Origin of the sequence: Exiguobacterium sp. s40 (assembly GCF_018617905.1) — a bacterium.
Lineage (GTDB): Bacteria > Bacillota > Bacilli > Exiguobacteriales > Exiguobacteriaceae > Exiguobacterium > Exiguobacterium mexicanum_A.
On the sequence record NZ_JACSLC010000007.1, the window covers coordinates 15,614 to 30,713 of the forward strand.

General features: G+C 52.0%; 16 protein-coding genes. 15 read left to right on the forward strand and 1 reads right to left on the reverse strand.

Translation table 11 applies throughout. The features are described from left to right. Positions 1 to 3: 3 nt before the first annotated feature. The 4 genes from mnmG (at position 4) to KNP02_RS08245 (ending at position 4,401) form a co-directional block, all read left to right on the forward strand. Complete coding sequence (gene mnmG / locus KNP02_RS08230; RefSeq protein WP_214708186.1) at positions 4 to 1,890, forward strand: tRNA uridine-5-carboxymethylaminomethyl(34) synthesis enzyme MnmG; 1,887 nt, start codon at positions 4 to 6, stop codon at positions 1,888 to 1,890. A 4-nt stretch (positions 1,891 to 1,894) separates the two neighbouring features. After that, positions 1,895 to 2,611, forward strand: a complete 717-nt coding sequence (rsmG, locus tag KNP02_RS08235) for a 16S rRNA (guanine(527)-N(7))-methyltransferase RsmG (protein WP_214708187.1) — start codon at positions 1,895 to 1,897, stop codon at positions 2,609 to 2,611. 79 nt (positions 2,612 to 2,690) lie between these two features. Then, positions 2,691 to 3,569 carry a nucleoid occlusion protein gene (gene noc / locus KNP02_RS08240; protein ID WP_034780308.1) on the forward strand — a complete coding sequence of 293 codons (879 nt, stop codon included), beginning with the start codon at positions 2,691 to 2,693 and terminating at the stop codon, positions 3,567 to 3,569. A 49-nt stretch (positions 3,570 to 3,618) separates the two neighbouring features. After that, positions 3,619 to 4,401: a ParB/RepB/Spo0J family partition protein gene (locus tag KNP02_RS08245; protein ID WP_034780310.1), complete on the forward strand. Its 783-nt coding sequence runs from the start codon at positions 3,619 to 3,621 to the stop codon at positions 4,399 to 4,401. Here the strand turns inward: KNP02_RS08245 and yyaC are convergent. Further along, positions 4,374 to 5,000: a spore protease YyaC gene (gene yyaC, locus KNP02_RS08250; protein ID WP_138860245.1), complete on the reverse strand. Its 627-nt coding sequence runs from the start codon at positions 4,998 to 5,000 to the stop codon at positions 4,374 to 4,376. The genes KNP02_RS08245 and yyaC overlap by 28 nt on opposite strands. A gap of 169 nt (positions 5,001 to 5,169) precedes the next feature. Here yyaC and KNP02_RS08255 point away from each other — a divergent pair, with 169 nt between their 5' ends. The 11 genes from KNP02_RS08255 to yycF all read left to right on the forward strand — a co-directional run bounded on the left by KNP02_RS08255 (position 5,170) and on the right by yycF (position 15,099). Beyond that, positions 5,170 to 6,108 (forward strand): mechanosensitive ion channel family protein, encoded by a 939-nt coding sequence (locus tag KNP02_RS08255; RefSeq protein WP_214708189.1) that lies wholly within the window; start codon positions 5,170 to 5,172, stop codon positions 6,106 to 6,108. Continuing rightward, entirely contained in the window at positions 6,098 to 6,301 is a 204-nt protein-coding gene (locus KNP02_RS08260) for a DUF951 domain-containing protein (protein ID WP_034780313.1), read from the forward strand. Before KNP02_RS08255 ends, KNP02_RS08260 begins: the two co-directional genes overlap by 11 nt. Before the next feature lie 152 nt (positions 6,302 to 6,453). Beyond that, positions 6,454 to 7,554, forward strand: coding sequence for a redox-regulated ATPase YchF (ychF, locus tag KNP02_RS08265; protein WP_034780315.1), 1,101 nt, complete (start codon positions 6,454 to 6,456; stop codon positions 7,552 to 7,554). Between the two features lie 130 nt (positions 7,555 to 7,684). After that, on the forward strand, positions 7,685 to 7,972 hold the full coding sequence (gene rpsF / locus KNP02_RS08270; RefSeq protein ID WP_021067861.1) for a 30S ribosomal protein S6: 288 nt from the start codon (positions 7,685 to 7,687) through the stop codon (positions 7,970 to 7,972). Between the two features lie 37 nt (positions 7,973 to 8,009). Then, a complete protein-coding gene (ssb, locus tag KNP02_RS08275) occupies positions 8,010 to 8,519 on the forward strand; it encodes a single-stranded DNA-binding protein (RefSeq protein WP_024371077.1) in 510 nt (169 codons plus the stop codon). A 40-nt stretch (positions 8,520 to 8,559) separates the two neighbouring features. Continuing rightward, positions 8,560 to 8,790, forward strand: a complete 231-nt coding sequence (gene rpsR, locus KNP02_RS08280) for a 30S ribosomal protein S18 (protein WP_015880232.1) — start codon at positions 8,560 to 8,562, stop codon at positions 8,788 to 8,790. 150 nt (positions 8,791 to 8,940) lie between these two features. Next, complete coding sequence (locus KNP02_RS08285; protein WP_214708191.1) at positions 8,941 to 10,932, forward strand: DHH family phosphoesterase; 1,992 nt, start codon at positions 8,941 to 8,943, stop codon at positions 10,930 to 10,932. After that, complete coding sequence (gene rplI / locus KNP02_RS08290) at positions 10,929 to 11,372, forward strand: 50S ribosomal protein L9 (RefSeq protein ID WP_214708193.1); 444 nt, start codon at positions 10,929 to 10,931, stop codon at positions 11,370 to 11,372. Before KNP02_RS08285 ends, rplI begins: the two co-directional genes overlap by 4 nt. Positions 11,373 to 11,389: 17 nt before the next feature. Beyond that, entirely contained in the window at positions 11,390 to 12,742 is a 1,353-nt protein-coding gene (gene dnaB, locus KNP02_RS08295; protein ID WP_021067865.1) for a replicative DNA helicase, read from the forward strand. Positions 12,743 to 12,978: 236 nt separating this feature from the next. Continuing rightward, positions 12,979 to 14,268: an adenylosuccinate synthase gene (locus KNP02_RS08300; protein ID WP_214708195.1), complete on the forward strand. Its 1,290-nt coding sequence runs from the start codon at positions 12,979 to 12,981 to the stop codon at positions 14,266 to 14,268. 120 nt (positions 14,269 to 14,388) lie between these two features. Further along, on the forward strand, positions 14,389 to 15,099 hold the full coding sequence (gene yycF / locus KNP02_RS08305) for a response regulator YycF (protein WP_034780323.1): 711 nt from the start codon (positions 14,389 to 14,391) through the stop codon (positions 15,097 to 15,099). The last annotated feature ends 1 nt before the right edge of the window (position 15,100 follow it).

Here is a 15,100-nt window from a genome sequence, read left to right on the forward strand (position 1 = left end):
ACTATGGCTTACACGGCAGGCGAGTTTGATGTCATCATCATCGGAGCCGGTCATGCAGGGATCGAGGCCGCACTGGCGTCGGCACGCATGGGCGCGAAAACGGCGATGCTCACGATGAATCCGGACATGGTCGGATTCATGTACTGCAACCCATCGATCGGTGGTCCCGCGAAAGGGATCGTCGTTCGCGAAATCGATGCCCTCGGCGGCGAGATGGCGAAGGCGATCGATGCGACATACATTCAAATGAAGATGCTCAACACATCAAAAGGTCCAGCAGTGCGCGCATTACGAGCGCAAGCGGACAAATTCCAATACCAAAATCATATGAAGAAAGTGCTTGAAGACGAACCGAACCTATTGCTTCGTCAAGCGCTCGTCGAACGACTTCTCATCGAAGACGGGAAAGTCGCCGGTGTCGTCACGAATACCGGTTCGGAGTACCGCTCGAAAGCGGTCATCGTCACGACGGGTACGTTCATGCGCGGTCAAATCATCATCGGCGAATTGTCGTATGAGAGCGGTCCGAACAACCAGATGCCTTCGGTCGAATTGTCGAAGCATTTAGAAGAGCTCGGGCTCGAACTCGTCCGTTTCAAAACGGGGACACCACCACGAATCGACGGCAAGACGATCGATTACTCGAAGACGGAGATTCAACCAGGGGACGACAATCCGTCGCTCTTCTCTTACACGTCGCAAGACCTCGACCCGATCGAGCAAATCCCGTGCTGGCTCACCTACACGAGCGAGCGGACACACCAATTGATCGACGAGAACTTGCACCGTTCGCCGATGTACTCGGGTGCCATTAAAGGGACGGGCCCGCGTTACTGCCCATCAATTGAAGATAAAGTCGTCCGGTTTAACGATAAACCGCGTCACCAAATCTTCCTCGAGCCAGAAGGTCGCGACACGGAAGAGATTTACGTTCAAGGCTTCTCGACGAGTATGCCGGAAGACGTTCAGCATCAAATGCTCCGGACGATTCCAGGGCTTGAGAACTCAGAGATGATGCGCCCTGGATACGCGATTGAGTACGATGCAGTCGTACCGACGCAACTTTGGCCGACACTCGAGACGAAGACGGTCGGCGGATTGTTCACGGCAGGTCAAATCAACGGGACGAGCGGCTATGAAGAAGCGGCCGGACAAGGAATCATGGCCGGAATCAACGCCGCATGCCAAGTGCTCGGCAAAGATCCGGTCATCTTGGACCGCTCACAGGCGTATATCGGCGTCTTGATTGACGACCTCGTGACGAAAGGGACGAACGAGCCGTATCGCTTGCTCACATCCCGTGCCGAGTATCGGTTGCTCCTGCGTCACGACAATGCGGACCTTCGCTTGAGCGACATCGGTCATGAAGTCGGTCTATTGTCACCAGAGCGTCATGCCCATCTTGAAGACAAACGAGTCGCGATTGCGGCAGAAGTAAAACGTCTCAACGGACTCGTCATCAAACCGTCGGCTGACGTGAACGCCGTGCTCGAAGAAGTTGGCGCGAACCCGCTCAAAGAAGCGACGCATGCCAGTATTCTTTTGAAGCGGCCAGAAGTGACGTACGCGACGCTCATGCGCTTTGCACCGGCACCGATCGAAGTGCCGTTTGAAGTGGCGGAGCAAGTCGAGATTCAAGTGAAATACGAAGGCTACATCTCGAAGCAGCTCGAGCAAGTCGAGAAGATGCGTCGGATGGAAGAAAAACGGATTCCGGAGAAACTCGATTACGATGCAATCGGTGGTCTTGCGACGGAAGCGAAACAAAAACTAAAACAAGTTCGTCCGCTCTCGATTGGACAAGCGTCACGTATTTCCGGGGTAAACCCGGCGGACGTTTCGATTCTTCTTGTCTATATCGAGCAAGGACAATACGCGACAGTGGAGTGAAACGATGAACCAATCCCAATTTATTGAGGCGCTGCAGGCAGAAGGGTTTGAATTGAGCGAGAAACAACTCGCTCAGTTCGAACTGTATTTCGAGATGCTCGTCGAGTGGAATGAGAAGATGAATTTGACGGCGATCACGGACAAGGAAGAAGTGTATTTGAAGCATTTCTATGACTCGCTCAGTGCGGCGTTCCATTTCGACTTCGCAAACGTGGATACCATATGTGATGTCGGTGCCGGGGCTGGATTCCCGAGTTTGCCGCTCAAAATTCTATTCCCGCACCTTCACGTGACGATTATCGACTCGCTTAACAAGCGGATCACGTTCTTGAACGAACTCGCGCTCGCGCTCAGGTTAGAAGGTGTGGCATTCCATCACGGACGCGCCGAAGAGTTTGGAAAAAATAAAAAATTTCGTGAGCAATTTGATGTCGTAACCGCCCGTGCTGTTGCCCGGATGACGGTGCTCGCCGAGTACTGTTTACCGCTCGCAAAAGTCGGTGGAACGTTCGTAGCGCTCAAAGCAGCGAAGGTTTCCGACGAGCTGGTCGATGCGAAAAACGCCTTGGCCGTGCTCGGTGGGAAAGTAAAAACGACACACCAGTTCCTATTGCCAGGAGAGATGAGTGAGCGTAATATCGTAATTGTAGATAAATTACGAAAAACGCCTGGGAAATATCCACGTAAAGCGGGTATCCCAGCGAAAGAGCCGCTAATCTGAGCAATAGTGTTTCACGTGAAACTAAAAGCAGATTCCGGTAGTGGAATCTGCTTATTTTTTACATAGAGGGGTGCCGACGTTGAAGAAAACATTTGCTAAACTGTTCGGAAGTCGTCCGGAAGTAGCCGTCGCGGAACTGGCAGAAGTCAAATCGAATGATGCTGTCCAAGAAATTGCCTTATCGTTGCTTTTACCGAACCGTTATCAACCGCGTAAAGTATTCGAGCCGGCTAAAATTGACGAATTGGCCGTCACGATTGACGAACATGGTCTTTTGCAGCCAATCGTCGTCCGAAAAGCAGAAGAGGGACGCTACGAGATTATCGCTGGGGAACGCCGCTTCCGCGCCGTTAAATCGCTCGGCTGGTCGGTCATTCCGGCCATCGTCCGGGAGATGGATGACGATACGACAGCTGCCTTGGCGCTGATTGAGAACTTGCAACGCGAACAGCTCAGTCCAATCGAGGAAGCGGAAGCATATGATCGTCTGCTCGCCATGAAAGGTCTGACACAAGACGCGCTCGCGAAGAGTCTCGGCAAGAGTCAGTCGACGATTGCCAATAAACTACGCCTGTTGAAATTGCCGAACGACGTCAAGCAATGTTTGCGCGACCGCCAAATCAATGAACGTCACGCTCGGGCGCTTTTGCCGCTCAAAGAGGAAGGACTCCAGCTCCAAGTGCTCATGGAGATTATAGAGCAGGACTTTAACGTCAAAGAGACGGAAGAACGCGTCGCCTTCTTGACGACACCGATTGAAGAAGAGAAGCGGAAACCGAAAAAGCAACGCCGTCGGACGAAAAGTTTCGCACGTGACACGCGAATCGCCCTCAATACGATCCGGGACTCGGTCAGTTTGATCGGCAAAACCGGAATCGAAGTCCAGACCGAGGAAGTCGAAGAAGACGAATTTGTTGAAATTCGAATTCGAATCCCGAAAGCACGGCCACAAAAGTGAGCCTGTGCTTTTTTTATAGCTATCAGTCAGAAGGAATGGAGGAATCATGATGGAACGGTTACCGATTAAACACATTCGTCCCAACCCGAACCAGCCCCGTAAGCAGTTCGAACCAGAAAAGCTAGACGAGCTCAGGCAATCGATTGAGCGTTACGGTGTGTTGCAACCAATCGTCGTCCGTAAAGCGAGTGGGTTTTATGAAATCATCGCCGGCGAGCGCAGGTTTCAAGCTGCGAAGTTAGCCGGCAAGACGGATATCCCGGCATTGATTGTCACGGCCGACTCGGACCGCGTCATGGAACTCGCCTTGATTGAGAATATTCAACGTGCCGACTTGAACGCGATCGAAGAGGCGCTCGCCTACGAACAGTTGATGCAAACGCTCGGATTGACCCAGCAACAACTGGCCGAACGCGTCGGCAAGAGTCGGAGCCATGTGACGAACAGCCTGAGACTGCTTCGGTTACCGAGTGCGGTCCAGCATGCGGTCATGGTCGGTGAGTTGACGATGGGCCACGCCCGGGCCATCACCGGCATGAAATCGGTTCAGGCGATGGAACAGATTGCCCGTCGCGTCATCGCCGAGCAATGGACGGTCCGCCGACTCGAGCGCTATTTACAAAAAGAGCGCATTGAAAAAAAGACGCTCAAACGCTCGGACGCCGACGTGGAAGCCGTCGAGGCGGTGCTAGCGGAACGTCTTCAAATGGATGTATCGATTCGCCCGCGTCGAAAAGGGGGCGTCCTCGAGCTGAAGTATTTCTCGCAAGACGATTTGGAGCATTTGTTGACGCTTTTATCGCCTCAAGATTTCGATTCGTCGCGAGATTGACGAAGCCGGGTAATGGCTGCCTCTTCTTGATGGAGCCGTCCGATTCGTAAGTCGAACTCGACGAACCCGTCGGTGATGAAACGGGCCAACTCGTAGACGAGATGTAAGCGTGTGTTCTGCAAAATCATCATCTCCATAAAGCCGCTCACGTTGACGACAGCTTTGATGTTGTATTCACCGACCGAAGGGAGCTCTTTTTGGACGCCGGCGCCAGGAGCGAGCGGCCCTTCCGAAAAGAAGATATACCCGACACTCGACAATCGGCCGAGACAGGCGTCGATTGCAATGATGAGGGGGCGGTGAAATCGTGTCTGAATCTCGTGGAGCGTCTCGACGAGGTTCAAGGCATGGACCGGTTTTGTCAGTGTCCCGTAAACATGGATATTGCGAACGGACCGTTCTTCGAGGAAGGTACCGACGAGCGGTCCGAGTGAATCCCCCGTGGAACGGTCGGAGCCGATACACACGAGGACGATGGGACGATGCGTCTCTTTCGCCAACTGGTCGTGCAGTTGATCAGCAAAGAGCTTGGATCCACTCCGTTCGGTATGTTCGATGAAGAAAGAGTATGGTTTATGAGGTTTTAGGCGAAACGGCATGAATCTCATCCTCTCTTCTAAGCTGCCTGCGTCTAGTTGCAATTGCGGAATGAAACCGTATTATCCCATTCCCGGAACACCGAAACTTATAACGTCCGGATGTAGGGTTTGAGAAAAGTCGTCAATTATGGTTTGATGAGTAAGAATCTATAACTTTAGAGGTGACAACATGGCTTCACAAAATACAGATACAGACTTGAGCACAGTGGCCGATGAGACGATTGATAACGTCAATCGGTTCGTCGCTTATTTCCAAGACACGGAGATGTGGATTGGGCTCGGCATTAAATTGACAGGTGTCGCGCTCATCATCTTGGCGCTTTATGTGGCGTCACGCATTTTGACGTCGATGGTGCAGCGCGTGTTCGCCTTGCGCAAAATCAAAGAAGATAATATCGTCGCCCAGCGCCAAAATGAGACGCTGTCAAAACTGGCTCAAAACACGATTCGGTACGTCCTTGGCTTGATTATGATTTTGACGGTGCTAGGCCAGTTCGGCGTCAACATCGCTGGTTTGATCGCATCGGCCGGGGTCGCCGGTCTCGCCATCTCGTTCGGGGCGCAGAACTTGGTGAAAGACGTCATCACGGGCGCCTTCATCATCTTTGAAAATCAATACAAGAACGGGGATTACGTCAATTTGAATCAACAAGTCGACGGGACCGTCATCGAAGTCGGGATTCGGACGACGAAGTTGAAGGGATTGAACGGGCAAGTGACGATCATCCCGAACGGACAGATTATGCAAGTGACGAACTACTCGCTCGAGAACAGCGTCGCGGTCGTCGATATCGGTGTCGCCTATGAAGAAGACATGGGCAAAGTCGAGAAGGCGTTGAAAGAGATCGCGAAGACGGTCGAAGAGAAGTATCACGACTTGTTCATCGAGCCGATCACGCTCGCCGGGGTCCAGTCGCTCGGACCATCGGAAGTCGTCTATCGTCTCATGGCCGAAGTGCCACCGACGCAACACTTCGCGGCCGGACGGATTTTGCATAAAGAGTTGAAAACCGGACTTGATGAGCGCGGAATCGAGATCCCGTATCCGCGGACCGTCATGATGTCGCCAACCACATCGACTAAAGGAGCGCCCGAAAATGCAGGCTAAATCGTATGAGTTGAACGATTTTGTAGAAATGAAGAAACCACACGCCTGTCAGACGAACCGTTGGCAGGTGACTCGGGTCGGGATGGACATTCGTATCAAGTGTCAAGGCTGCGGGGCGAGTGTACTCATGCCGCGCCGCGACTTTGATAAGCGATTGAAAAAAGTGCTTCCACAAGAGAACGCCGCTGAATAAGTGGCGTTCTTCTCTATGTTACAACCGTGAGTTGCGGTTTAATCGAGGACTAACTATAATTGTGAAGGATGTGACGGTGTGGTGTACTGAACGTACCCACTCCACAGACGGATCAACATTTCCCGGGAAAGCCGGATGAGGAGGAAATACAAGTGGGATTAACAGCAGGAATCGTCGGATTACCGAACGTCGGGAAATCGACATTATTTAACGCCATCACGCAAGCCGGTGTAGAGGCAGCCAACTATCCGTTCGCCACGATCGACCCGAACGTTGGGGTCGTCGAAGTACCGGACGCGCGTCTTGACCGGTTGACGGAACTCGTCAAACCGAAGAAGACCGTACCGACCGCATTTGAGTTTACAGACATCGCCGGAATCGTAAAAGGTGCATCAAAAGGGGAAGGGCTCGGAAACAAATTCCTGGCTAACATCCGTGAAGTCGACGCGATTTGCCAAGTCGTCCGTTGCTTTGAAGATGACAACATCACACACGTCGCGGGTAAAGTCTCACCGATCGATGACATCACGACCATCAACCTCGAATTGATTTTGGCCGACCTTGAATTGGTCGAGAAACGCATCACACGCGTTCAAAAAATGGTCAAGTCGAAAGACAAAGGCGCAGCTCAAGAGCTCGAAGCACTTGAAATCGTTCAAGCAGTCCTCGAATCGGAGCGCCCGGCTCGTGTTGCTGAATTGACAGAAGATCAACTCGCCATCGTCAAACATTTCCAGTTGCTCACGATGAAGCCGATGCTTTACGTCGCGAACGTGAGTGAGGACGAAGTGGCTGACGCGGACCAAAATCCTTACGTCCAAGCAGTTCGTGAACACGCCGCGACAGAAGAGGCGAAAGTAATCGTCATCTGTGCTCGCATCGAGGAAGAAATCTCAGAACTCGAGCCAGAAGAGCGCCTTGAGTTCTTGCAAGACCTCGGCATCGAAGAGTCGGGGCTCGATCAATTGATTCGTGCCGCCTACTCGACGCTCGGTCTCGCCACATACTTCACGGCTGGTGAGAAAGAAGTGCGCGCCTGGACGTTCAAGCAAGGCATGAAAGCTCCACAATGTGCGGGCGTCATCCACTCCGACTTTGAACGTGGGTTCATCCGTGCCGAAGTCGTATCGTATGAAGACTTGTCAGCTGCCGGCAACATGACGGCAGTTAAAGAACAAGGGAAACTTCGCTCAGAAGGAAAAGAATACGTCTTCCAAGACGGCGATGTTGTCACGTTCCGCTTCAACGTTTAAGCCATTTTCCGCAAACGTATTGTAAAATGAACAGAAGTTTGATAATATATTATGACGTGAGTAAAACAATTGTTTGCTCCTTGCTCCTACAACCGGTAGGAGCCGTTAGTCCAAGAGGAGGTGAAAGATAATGCGTAAATACGAACTTCTTTACATTATCCGTCCATCAGTTGATGAGGAAGCTAAGAAAGCTTTAATCGAACGCTTCAACAACGTCATCACTGAAAACGGTGGTACTGTTGATAAAACAACAGACATGGGTAAACGTCGTCTCGCTTACGAAATCAACAAGATGCGCGAAGGACACTACGTTCTTCTCAACATCACTGCTGAGCCTAAAGCGATTCAAGAAACAGAGCGTCTCATGAAGATCTCTGATGACGTTGTCCGTCAAATGACAACTAAAGACGAGCGTTAATTCTTAACGCTTCATATTGCGAAAGGGGAGCTTTGAGATGATTAACCGAGTTGTGTTAGTTGGTCGATTGACACGCGATCCAGAAATGCGTTATACGCAGAGCGGGATTGCCGTAACTCGCTTCACTCTCGCTTGCGATCGTCCATTCACTGGACAAGATGGGAAGCGCGAGGCGGACTTTATTGATTGTGTCGTTTGGCGCAAACAAGCAGAGAACGTAGCACAATATTTGAAAAAAGGCAGCATGGCCGGCGTAGACGGTCGCCTTCAAATCAGTAGTTACGAAGGTCAAGATGGCCAACGTCGTTACCGGGCAGAAGTCGTAGCCGATAGCGTACGCTTCCTTGAACCACGCGGTGCTTCAACGCAACGTGATACAGCACCGGCTGGAGATGTCTTCGGTGGTGGTGAGTCAAGTGGATCAGGATGGGGCGCAGCCGCTTCTTCGACTTCATCTCAGTCCTCGAACTCAAACAAAGGTTTTGAAGCTGACCCGTTCTCGGGTGGCGGAAAAATCGACTTATCGGATGACGATCTACCATTTTGATCGCGTCGATTCGAAACTAAACTAAAAAGGAGGTCTTCACATGGCACGTCGTCCAGGAGGTCGTCGTCGTCGTAAAGTATGTTTCTTTACGTCGAACAACATCACTCATATCGATTATAAAGACGTAGAATTGCTCAAACGCTTCGTTTCGGAGCGTGGTAAAATTCTTCCACGTCGTGTGACTGGTACTTCAGCGAAATACCAACGTCCACTTACTGTCGCTATCAAGCGCTCACGTCAAATGGCTTTGCTTCCATACGTTGCAGAGTAATTTTTGACACACGGCTTATCCCTCGGGATAGGTCGTTTTTTGTTTTCCGAGCCGATGTAGGAGTGTAAGTGAAACGGACGGATATGGTATGATAGAGCAGAAACCATTTAGATATCATGGGTGGAACACCACTCATTTTAGGAGGCACACATGCACAGTGGTGAAGCAATAACATCAGTGAAGAACCAGTACGCGCGTCACGCCGTTCCATATGTGATTGGACTGCTTGTCGCGTTAGGATTGGCGTTCTACAGCATTGTGGCGGCAATCACCCTGTTCGTGGGCACGCTGATTTTTTTCATCTATCAGCAAGTGACGATTCGACGAGAACGCAAGGCGTGGGAACAATACGTCCACTCCTTGTCGCATCGAATCGAAGACGTCGGGAAAGAAGCGCTCACCGGTATGCCGATTGGGATTCTCGTCTTTGACGAAACTCGTCGCATCAGCTGGTTCAATGAACAGTCTCGACTCATCTTTGAGCTCGAGATGGAACTCGGGATCTCGATCGATTCGATTCACTCGGCGTTCACCGAGTTGATTGAGGAAGAAGAGGACGAGGCGACCATCGAAGTGGGAGACCGCGTTTATCGGGTCCTCTACAATAAGGAGTATCAGACCCTTTACTTGTTCGACATGACGGATGAGGCAGAGATTGAACAAAAATACTCGGAAACGCAGACGGTGATCGGCGTCTTATACTTAGACAACTATGACGAGATGTCAACCGCTGTGGATGAACAGGTCCGGAGTGAAATCAATCGACGCGTGACCGTCCTCTTGAACCAATGGGCTCAAAAATACCACATCTATATGCGTCGAACGGCAGCCGATCGTTTCTTTCTCGTGATGAACGAACGGACGCTCTCCGAACTCGAGAACAATCGCTTCTCGATTCTCGATGAGGTCCGTGAGGCGACGAAAGAGCATAAAATTCCGCTCACACTCTCCATCGGGATCGGTTGTGGGGAGACGACGCTGACGGAACTGGGGAACTTGTCGCAATCGAGCCTTGATTTAGGGCTCGGACGCGGCGGGGACCAAGTCGTCGTCAAACGTCATAACGGGAAAGTCCGCTTTTTCGGCGGCAAGACGAACCCGACCGAGAAACGGACTCGGGTTCGCGCCCGCGTCATCTCGAACTCGATGCGTGATTTGATTCGCGAGTCGAGCCGTGTCCTGATCATGGGGCATAAAAACCCGGATATGGACTCGCTTGGAGCATCCATCGGCATCATGAAACTAGCTGAATTTGTCGGCCGTGAGGCGTACGTCGTCATCCCGGCCGGCGAGACGAGCGTTGGGATCCAACGTCTCGTCAATGAAGTCGAAAACGACGAAGAGCTGTATAGCCGTTTTTTGACCGAGTTCGAGGCTCAACCGCTCATCGACGAACAGACGCTCCTCGTCGTCGTCGATACGCACCGGCCGTCGCTCGTCATCTCGCGGGATATTCTAGACCGCGCGGAACGGGTCGTCGTTATCGACCACCATCGCCGCGGTGAAGAGTTCATTGAAGATCCGGTCCTCGTCTATATGGAACCGTATGCATCCTCGACGTGCGAACTCGTAACGGAGTTGATCGAGTATCAGGCCGGTACGCGCAAGCTATCGATTTTAGAAGCGACGTCGCTCCTTGCGGGTATGGTGGTCGACACGAAAGGATTTACCTTGCGGACCGGGTCGCGGACGTTCGATGCTGCTTCTTTCCTTCGGATTCAAGGGGCAGACACCGTGCTCGTCCAGCACTTCATGCGGCAAGACCTCGATTCGTATATCGAACAGTCTCATATTCTCGAAAACACGGACATCTATTCCGATGGCATGGCGATCGCCGTCGCCTCGGACGATGAAGTGCACCATCAAGTGTTGATCGCCCAATCCGCTGACCAGCTCCTTAATATGGAGGGCGTCAAAGCATCGTTCGTCATCGCCGTCTTACCCGACGGCCGAACTGGCATCAGTGCCCGTTCGCTCGGTGATGTCAACGTCCAAGTCATCATGGAGATGCTGGATGGGGGCGGTCATTTGACGAATGCGGCGACACAATTGAACGTGAGCCCGGAACAGGCGAAGACGTTATTACAAGAAGCGATCGATCATTATATGACAGATGAAACAGAGGGAGAGGATTCTGAATGAAAGTCATTTTAAAAGTAGATGTTAAAGGTCAAGGTAAAGCTGGTGACGTCAAAGATGTCGCGGACGCTTACGCGAAGAACGTACTCTTCAAAAAGAACTTGGCGGTCGAAGCGACACCGGGCAACTTGAAGGCGTTCGCCGCGAAAGAGCGACGCGCCGAAGAAGCGGCTGAAGCAGAATTGAAACAAGCCCAGCAGTTGAAGGACAAGATTGAAAAAGAGACGATCGTCGTCAAGACGAAGTCAGGTGAGGGCGGTCGCGTCTTTGGATCGGTCACGAGCAAACAAATCGGTGAAGCGTTGAAAGGGATGGGCTACAAAATCGACAAGCGTAAAATCGAGCTCGAACATCCAATCAAAGCGCTCGGGTTCACGAAAGTGCCGGTGAAGTTGCACCACGACGTCACGGCTATGTTAAACGTTCATGTTCAAGAAGCGTGAAGGTGAGGTAGACACGTATGAGTGATGCGATTCAAGTCAATACCCCGCCACATAGCGTCGAAGCGGAACAAGCTGTCCTCGGGGCCGTCATCCTCGATTCCGATCGGCTGATCACGGCCTCGGAACGGGTCGACCCGGACGACTTTTATCGTGTCAGCCATCAACGAATCTTTGAGGCGATGCTGAAAATCAATGACCGGGGCGAACTCGTCGATTTGGTCACGCTCAGTTCGGAGCTTCAAGCCCAAGGTATTCTCGATGAGATCGGTGGATTGAACTATTTGGCGGAAATCGCCGAGGCGGTTCCAGCCATCGGGAACATCGGGTATTATTTGAACGTCGTCGATCAAAAGGCGGCACTCCGCCGCTTGATTCGGACTGCGACGAATATCGTCTCGGACGGCTATGAACGCCAAGACGAGGTCGATGCCGTCCTGTCAGATGCTGAGCGGAACATTTTGAAAGTCTCGCAACGAAAAGGGCAGTCGAGCTTTCATCCGATCGGTTCCGTCTTATCGGACGCCTACTCGACGATTGAAAAACTGCACCAATCGAGCGGCGAAATCACCGGCATCGCGACCGGGTTCAGCGATCTCGATAAGATGACGGCTGGGTTTCAACGTAACGACCTCATTATCGTCGCGGCCCGTCCTTCCGTCGGGAAGACGGCCTTCGCCTTGAATATCTCGCAAAACGTGGCCGTCCGTACCGGCGAGAACGTCGCCATCTTCAGTTTGGAGATGGGTGCCGAGCAGCTCGTCATGCGGATGCTCTGTGCGGAAGGCAATATCGATGCCCAGCGTCTGCGGACGGGTCGGCTCGAGGCCGAGGACTGGGGGCGTCTCTCGCTCGCCATGTCGTCGCTGTCACAAGCCGGTATCTATATCGATGATACGCCGGGTCTCCGGGTCAACGAGATCCGAGCCAAGTGCCGTCGCTTGAAACAAGAGCACGGCCTCGGCATGATTATGATTGACTACTTGCAGCTCATCGTCGGGAACGGCAAGCCGGGCGAGAACCGGCAACAAGAAGTCTCGGAAATCTCGCGTACGCTCAAAGCGATCGCGCGTGAGCTTCAAGTGCCGGTCATCGCCTTGTCCCAGCTCTCACGTGGTGTTGAGAGCCGTCAAGACAAGCGGCCGATGATGTCAGATATCCGGGAATCCGGGGCGATTGAGCAAGATGCCGATATCGTCGCGTTCCTCTACCGGGACGACTATTACGATAAAGAGAGTGAAGACGCCAACACGATCGAGATCATCATCGCCAAACAGCGTAATGGTCCGACCGGCACGGTCAAGCTCTCGTTCCGAAAAGAATATAACAAGTTCGTCAACATGGAGACGCAAGCTTTTGCGCCACCGATGTAGAACGAGTCATTACGCCAAAGGCGACGTCACGAGACGTCGCCTTTTTTGTCGGTCTTTGGACCTAAACGTATTCAATTTTTGAAGAATTCATTCGTTGGATGGGAAATGATGCGTCAATAACGAACGAAAGGTTACAACATAAAAATATCGTTCGGTATTAGGTTGACTTTCACGAGAAGCAAGTGTACACTTACGGATGGTTTGAATAGAACGTTTATCTACAAGGAGGATTCATTATGTCATCAGTAGTCGTAGTGGGAACGCAGTGGGGCGATGAAGGTAAAGGGAAAATCACGGACTTCTTATCGAAGCAGGCCGAGGTCGTCGCGCGTTATCAAGGGGGAGACAACGCTGGTCATACGATCGTCTTCAACGATACGAAGTATAAACTTCACTTGATTCCATCGGGGATCTTCTACTCGGACAAAACATGCGTCATCGGGAACGGGATGGTCGTCAATCCGAAATCGCTCGTCACGGAGCTCGCGTACTTGCACGAGCGTGGCGTGAGTACGGATAACCTCCGCATCTCGAACCGGGCCCACGTCATCTTGCCGTACCACCAGTTGCAAGACAAGCTCGAAGAGGACGCGAAAGGCGACTCCAAAGTCGGGACGACGCTCAAAGGGATCGGTCCTTGCTACATGGACAAAGCGGCGCGTATCGGGATTCGCATCGCTGACCTTCTCGACAAAGAAGTGTTCGCCGAGAAGCTCAAGACCGTCCTCGCGATTAAAAACCGCATGTTCGTGAAGATGTATGAAGTCGATGCGATCGAATTCGATGACATCTTCGAAGAATACTACGCGTACGGCCAACAGTTCGCCAAGTACGTATGTGATACATCGGTCGTGTTGAACAACGCGCTCGACGAAGAACAGAAAGTATTATTTGAAGGCGCACAAGGTGTCTTGCTCGACATCGACCATGGAACGTACCCGTTCGTCACATCATCGAACGCAGCTTCAGGCGGCGTATCGAGCGGTGCCGGAATCGGACCATCGAAGATCCATCACGTCGTCGGCGTCTGTAAGGCGTACACGTCACGTGTCGGAGACGGCCCGTTCCCGACCCAGCTTGACGATAAGATCGGTCACACGATCCGTGAGGTCGGAAAAGAGTACGGTACGACGACAGGACGTCCGCGTCGCGTCGGTTGGTTCGACTCGGTCGTCGTCCGTCACTCACGCCGCGTCAGCGGCATCACAGACCTTTGCCTCAACTCAATCGACGTGTTGACAGGTCTTGAGACGCTCAAGATTTGTACGGCATACGAGTTCGAAGGCAAGCTCCTCGACGAGTACCCGCCGAACTTCCGCGTGCTCGAACAGTGCAAACCGGTGTTTGAAGAGCTCCCAGGCTGGACAGAAGACATCACAGGCGTTCGCAAGTTCGAAGACTTGCCGGTGAACGCGCAGAACTATGTCAAGCGCATCGAAGCGTTGACAGGTATCGAATTGTTGACGTTCTCGGTCGGACCGGCACGTGAGCAAACGGTCATCTTACGTGATATTTACAAAGCATAAGACAGAGAGCCCTCGTGGCTCTCTTTTCATTTCCACGGAAATGGACCACGCTTTCTAACCTATAGAAAAAGAGTTACAATGTAGACATGTACGTTTAACGATAAGAGGAGGACTCACTGAATGGATCGTACGATTTTAGTGGTAGATGACGAACAACCAATCGCAGATATATTGAAGTTTAAGCTTGAAAAAGAAGGTTACCAAGTCCACGTCGCCTATGACGGGGAAGAAGCGCTCGTGAAAGTCGAAGAAGTCAAACCAGATTTGATTTTGCTCGACATCATGTTGCCGCTTAAAGACGGTATGGAAGTATGCCGTGAAGTCCGGAAGAAGTACGATATGCCGATCATCATGTTGACGGCGAAAGACTCTGAGATCGATAAAGTGCTCGGACTCGAGCTCGGTGCTGACGATTACGTCACGAAGCCGTTCAGCTCGCGCGAGCTCTTAGCCCGCGTCAAGGCGAACATGCGCCGTCATGCAACGGCCCCGGCCCCAGAAACGAAAGGTGCCAACGCCAATGATATCGTCATCGGTGACTTGACGATTCATCCGGATTCATACATGGTCACGAAACGGGAAGAGAAAATCGAACTGACACACCGTGAGTTCGAGCTCATCCATTATCTTGCCCAAAACATCGGGCAAGTCATGACGCGCGAGCATTTGCTCCAGACGGTATGGGGCTATGATTACTTCGGCGATGTCCGTACGGTCGATGTGACGGTCCGACGTTTGCGCGAGAAAGTCGAAGACAACCCATCGACGCCGACGTATATCATCACGCGCCGTGGTGTCGGTTACTATTTAAAAGCAGGAGAAGAAGACTAAA

Coding starts and splice junctions, on each gene's coding strand:
- mnmG (WP_214708186.1), top strand. CDS start 4: ATGGCTTACACGGCAGGCGAGTTTGATGTCATCATCATCGGAGCCGGT.
- rsmG (WP_214708187.1), top strand. CDS start 1,895: ATGAACCAATCCCAATTTATTGAGGCGCTGCAGGCAGAAGGGTTTGAA.
- KNP02_RS08245 (WP_034780310.1), top strand. CDS start 3,619: ATGGAACGGTTACCGATTAAACACATTCGTCCCAACCCGAACCAGCCC.
- yyaC (WP_138860245.1), bottom strand. CDS start 5,000: ATGCCGTTTCGCCTAAAACCTCATAAACCATACTCTTTCTTCATCGAA.
- KNP02_RS08255 (WP_214708189.1), top strand. CDS start 5,170: ATGGCTTCACAAAATACAGATACAGACTTGAGCACAGTGGCCGATGAG.
- KNP02_RS08260 (WP_034780313.1), top strand. CDS start 6,098: ATGCAGGCTAAATCGTATGAGTTGAACGATTTTGTAGAAATGAAGAAA.
- rpsF (WP_021067861.1), top strand. CDS start 7,685: ATGCGTAAATACGAACTTCTTTACATTATCCGTCCATCAGTTGATGAG.
- ssb (WP_024371077.1), top strand. CDS start 8,010: ATGATTAACCGAGTTGTGTTAGTTGGTCGATTGACACGCGATCCAGAA.
- rpsR (WP_015880232.1), top strand. CDS start 8,560: ATGGCACGTCGTCCAGGAGGTCGTCGTCGTCGTAAAGTATGTTTCTTT.
- KNP02_RS08285 (WP_214708191.1), top strand. CDS start 8,941: ATGCACAGTGGTGAAGCAATAACATCAGTGAAGAACCAGTACGCGCGT.
- rplI (WP_214708193.1), top strand. CDS start 10,929: ATGAAAGTCATTTTAAAAGTAGATGTTAAAGGTCAAGGTAAAGCTGGT.
- dnaB (WP_021067865.1), top strand. CDS start 11,390: ATGAGTGATGCGATTCAAGTCAATACCCCGCCACATAGCGTCGAAGCG.
- KNP02_RS08300 (WP_214708195.1), top strand. CDS start 12,979: ATGTCATCAGTAGTCGTAGTGGGAACGCAGTGGGGCGATGAAGGTAAA.
- yycF (WP_034780323.1), top strand. CDS start 14,389: ATGGATCGTACGATTTTAGTGGTAGATGACGAACAACCAATCGCAGAT.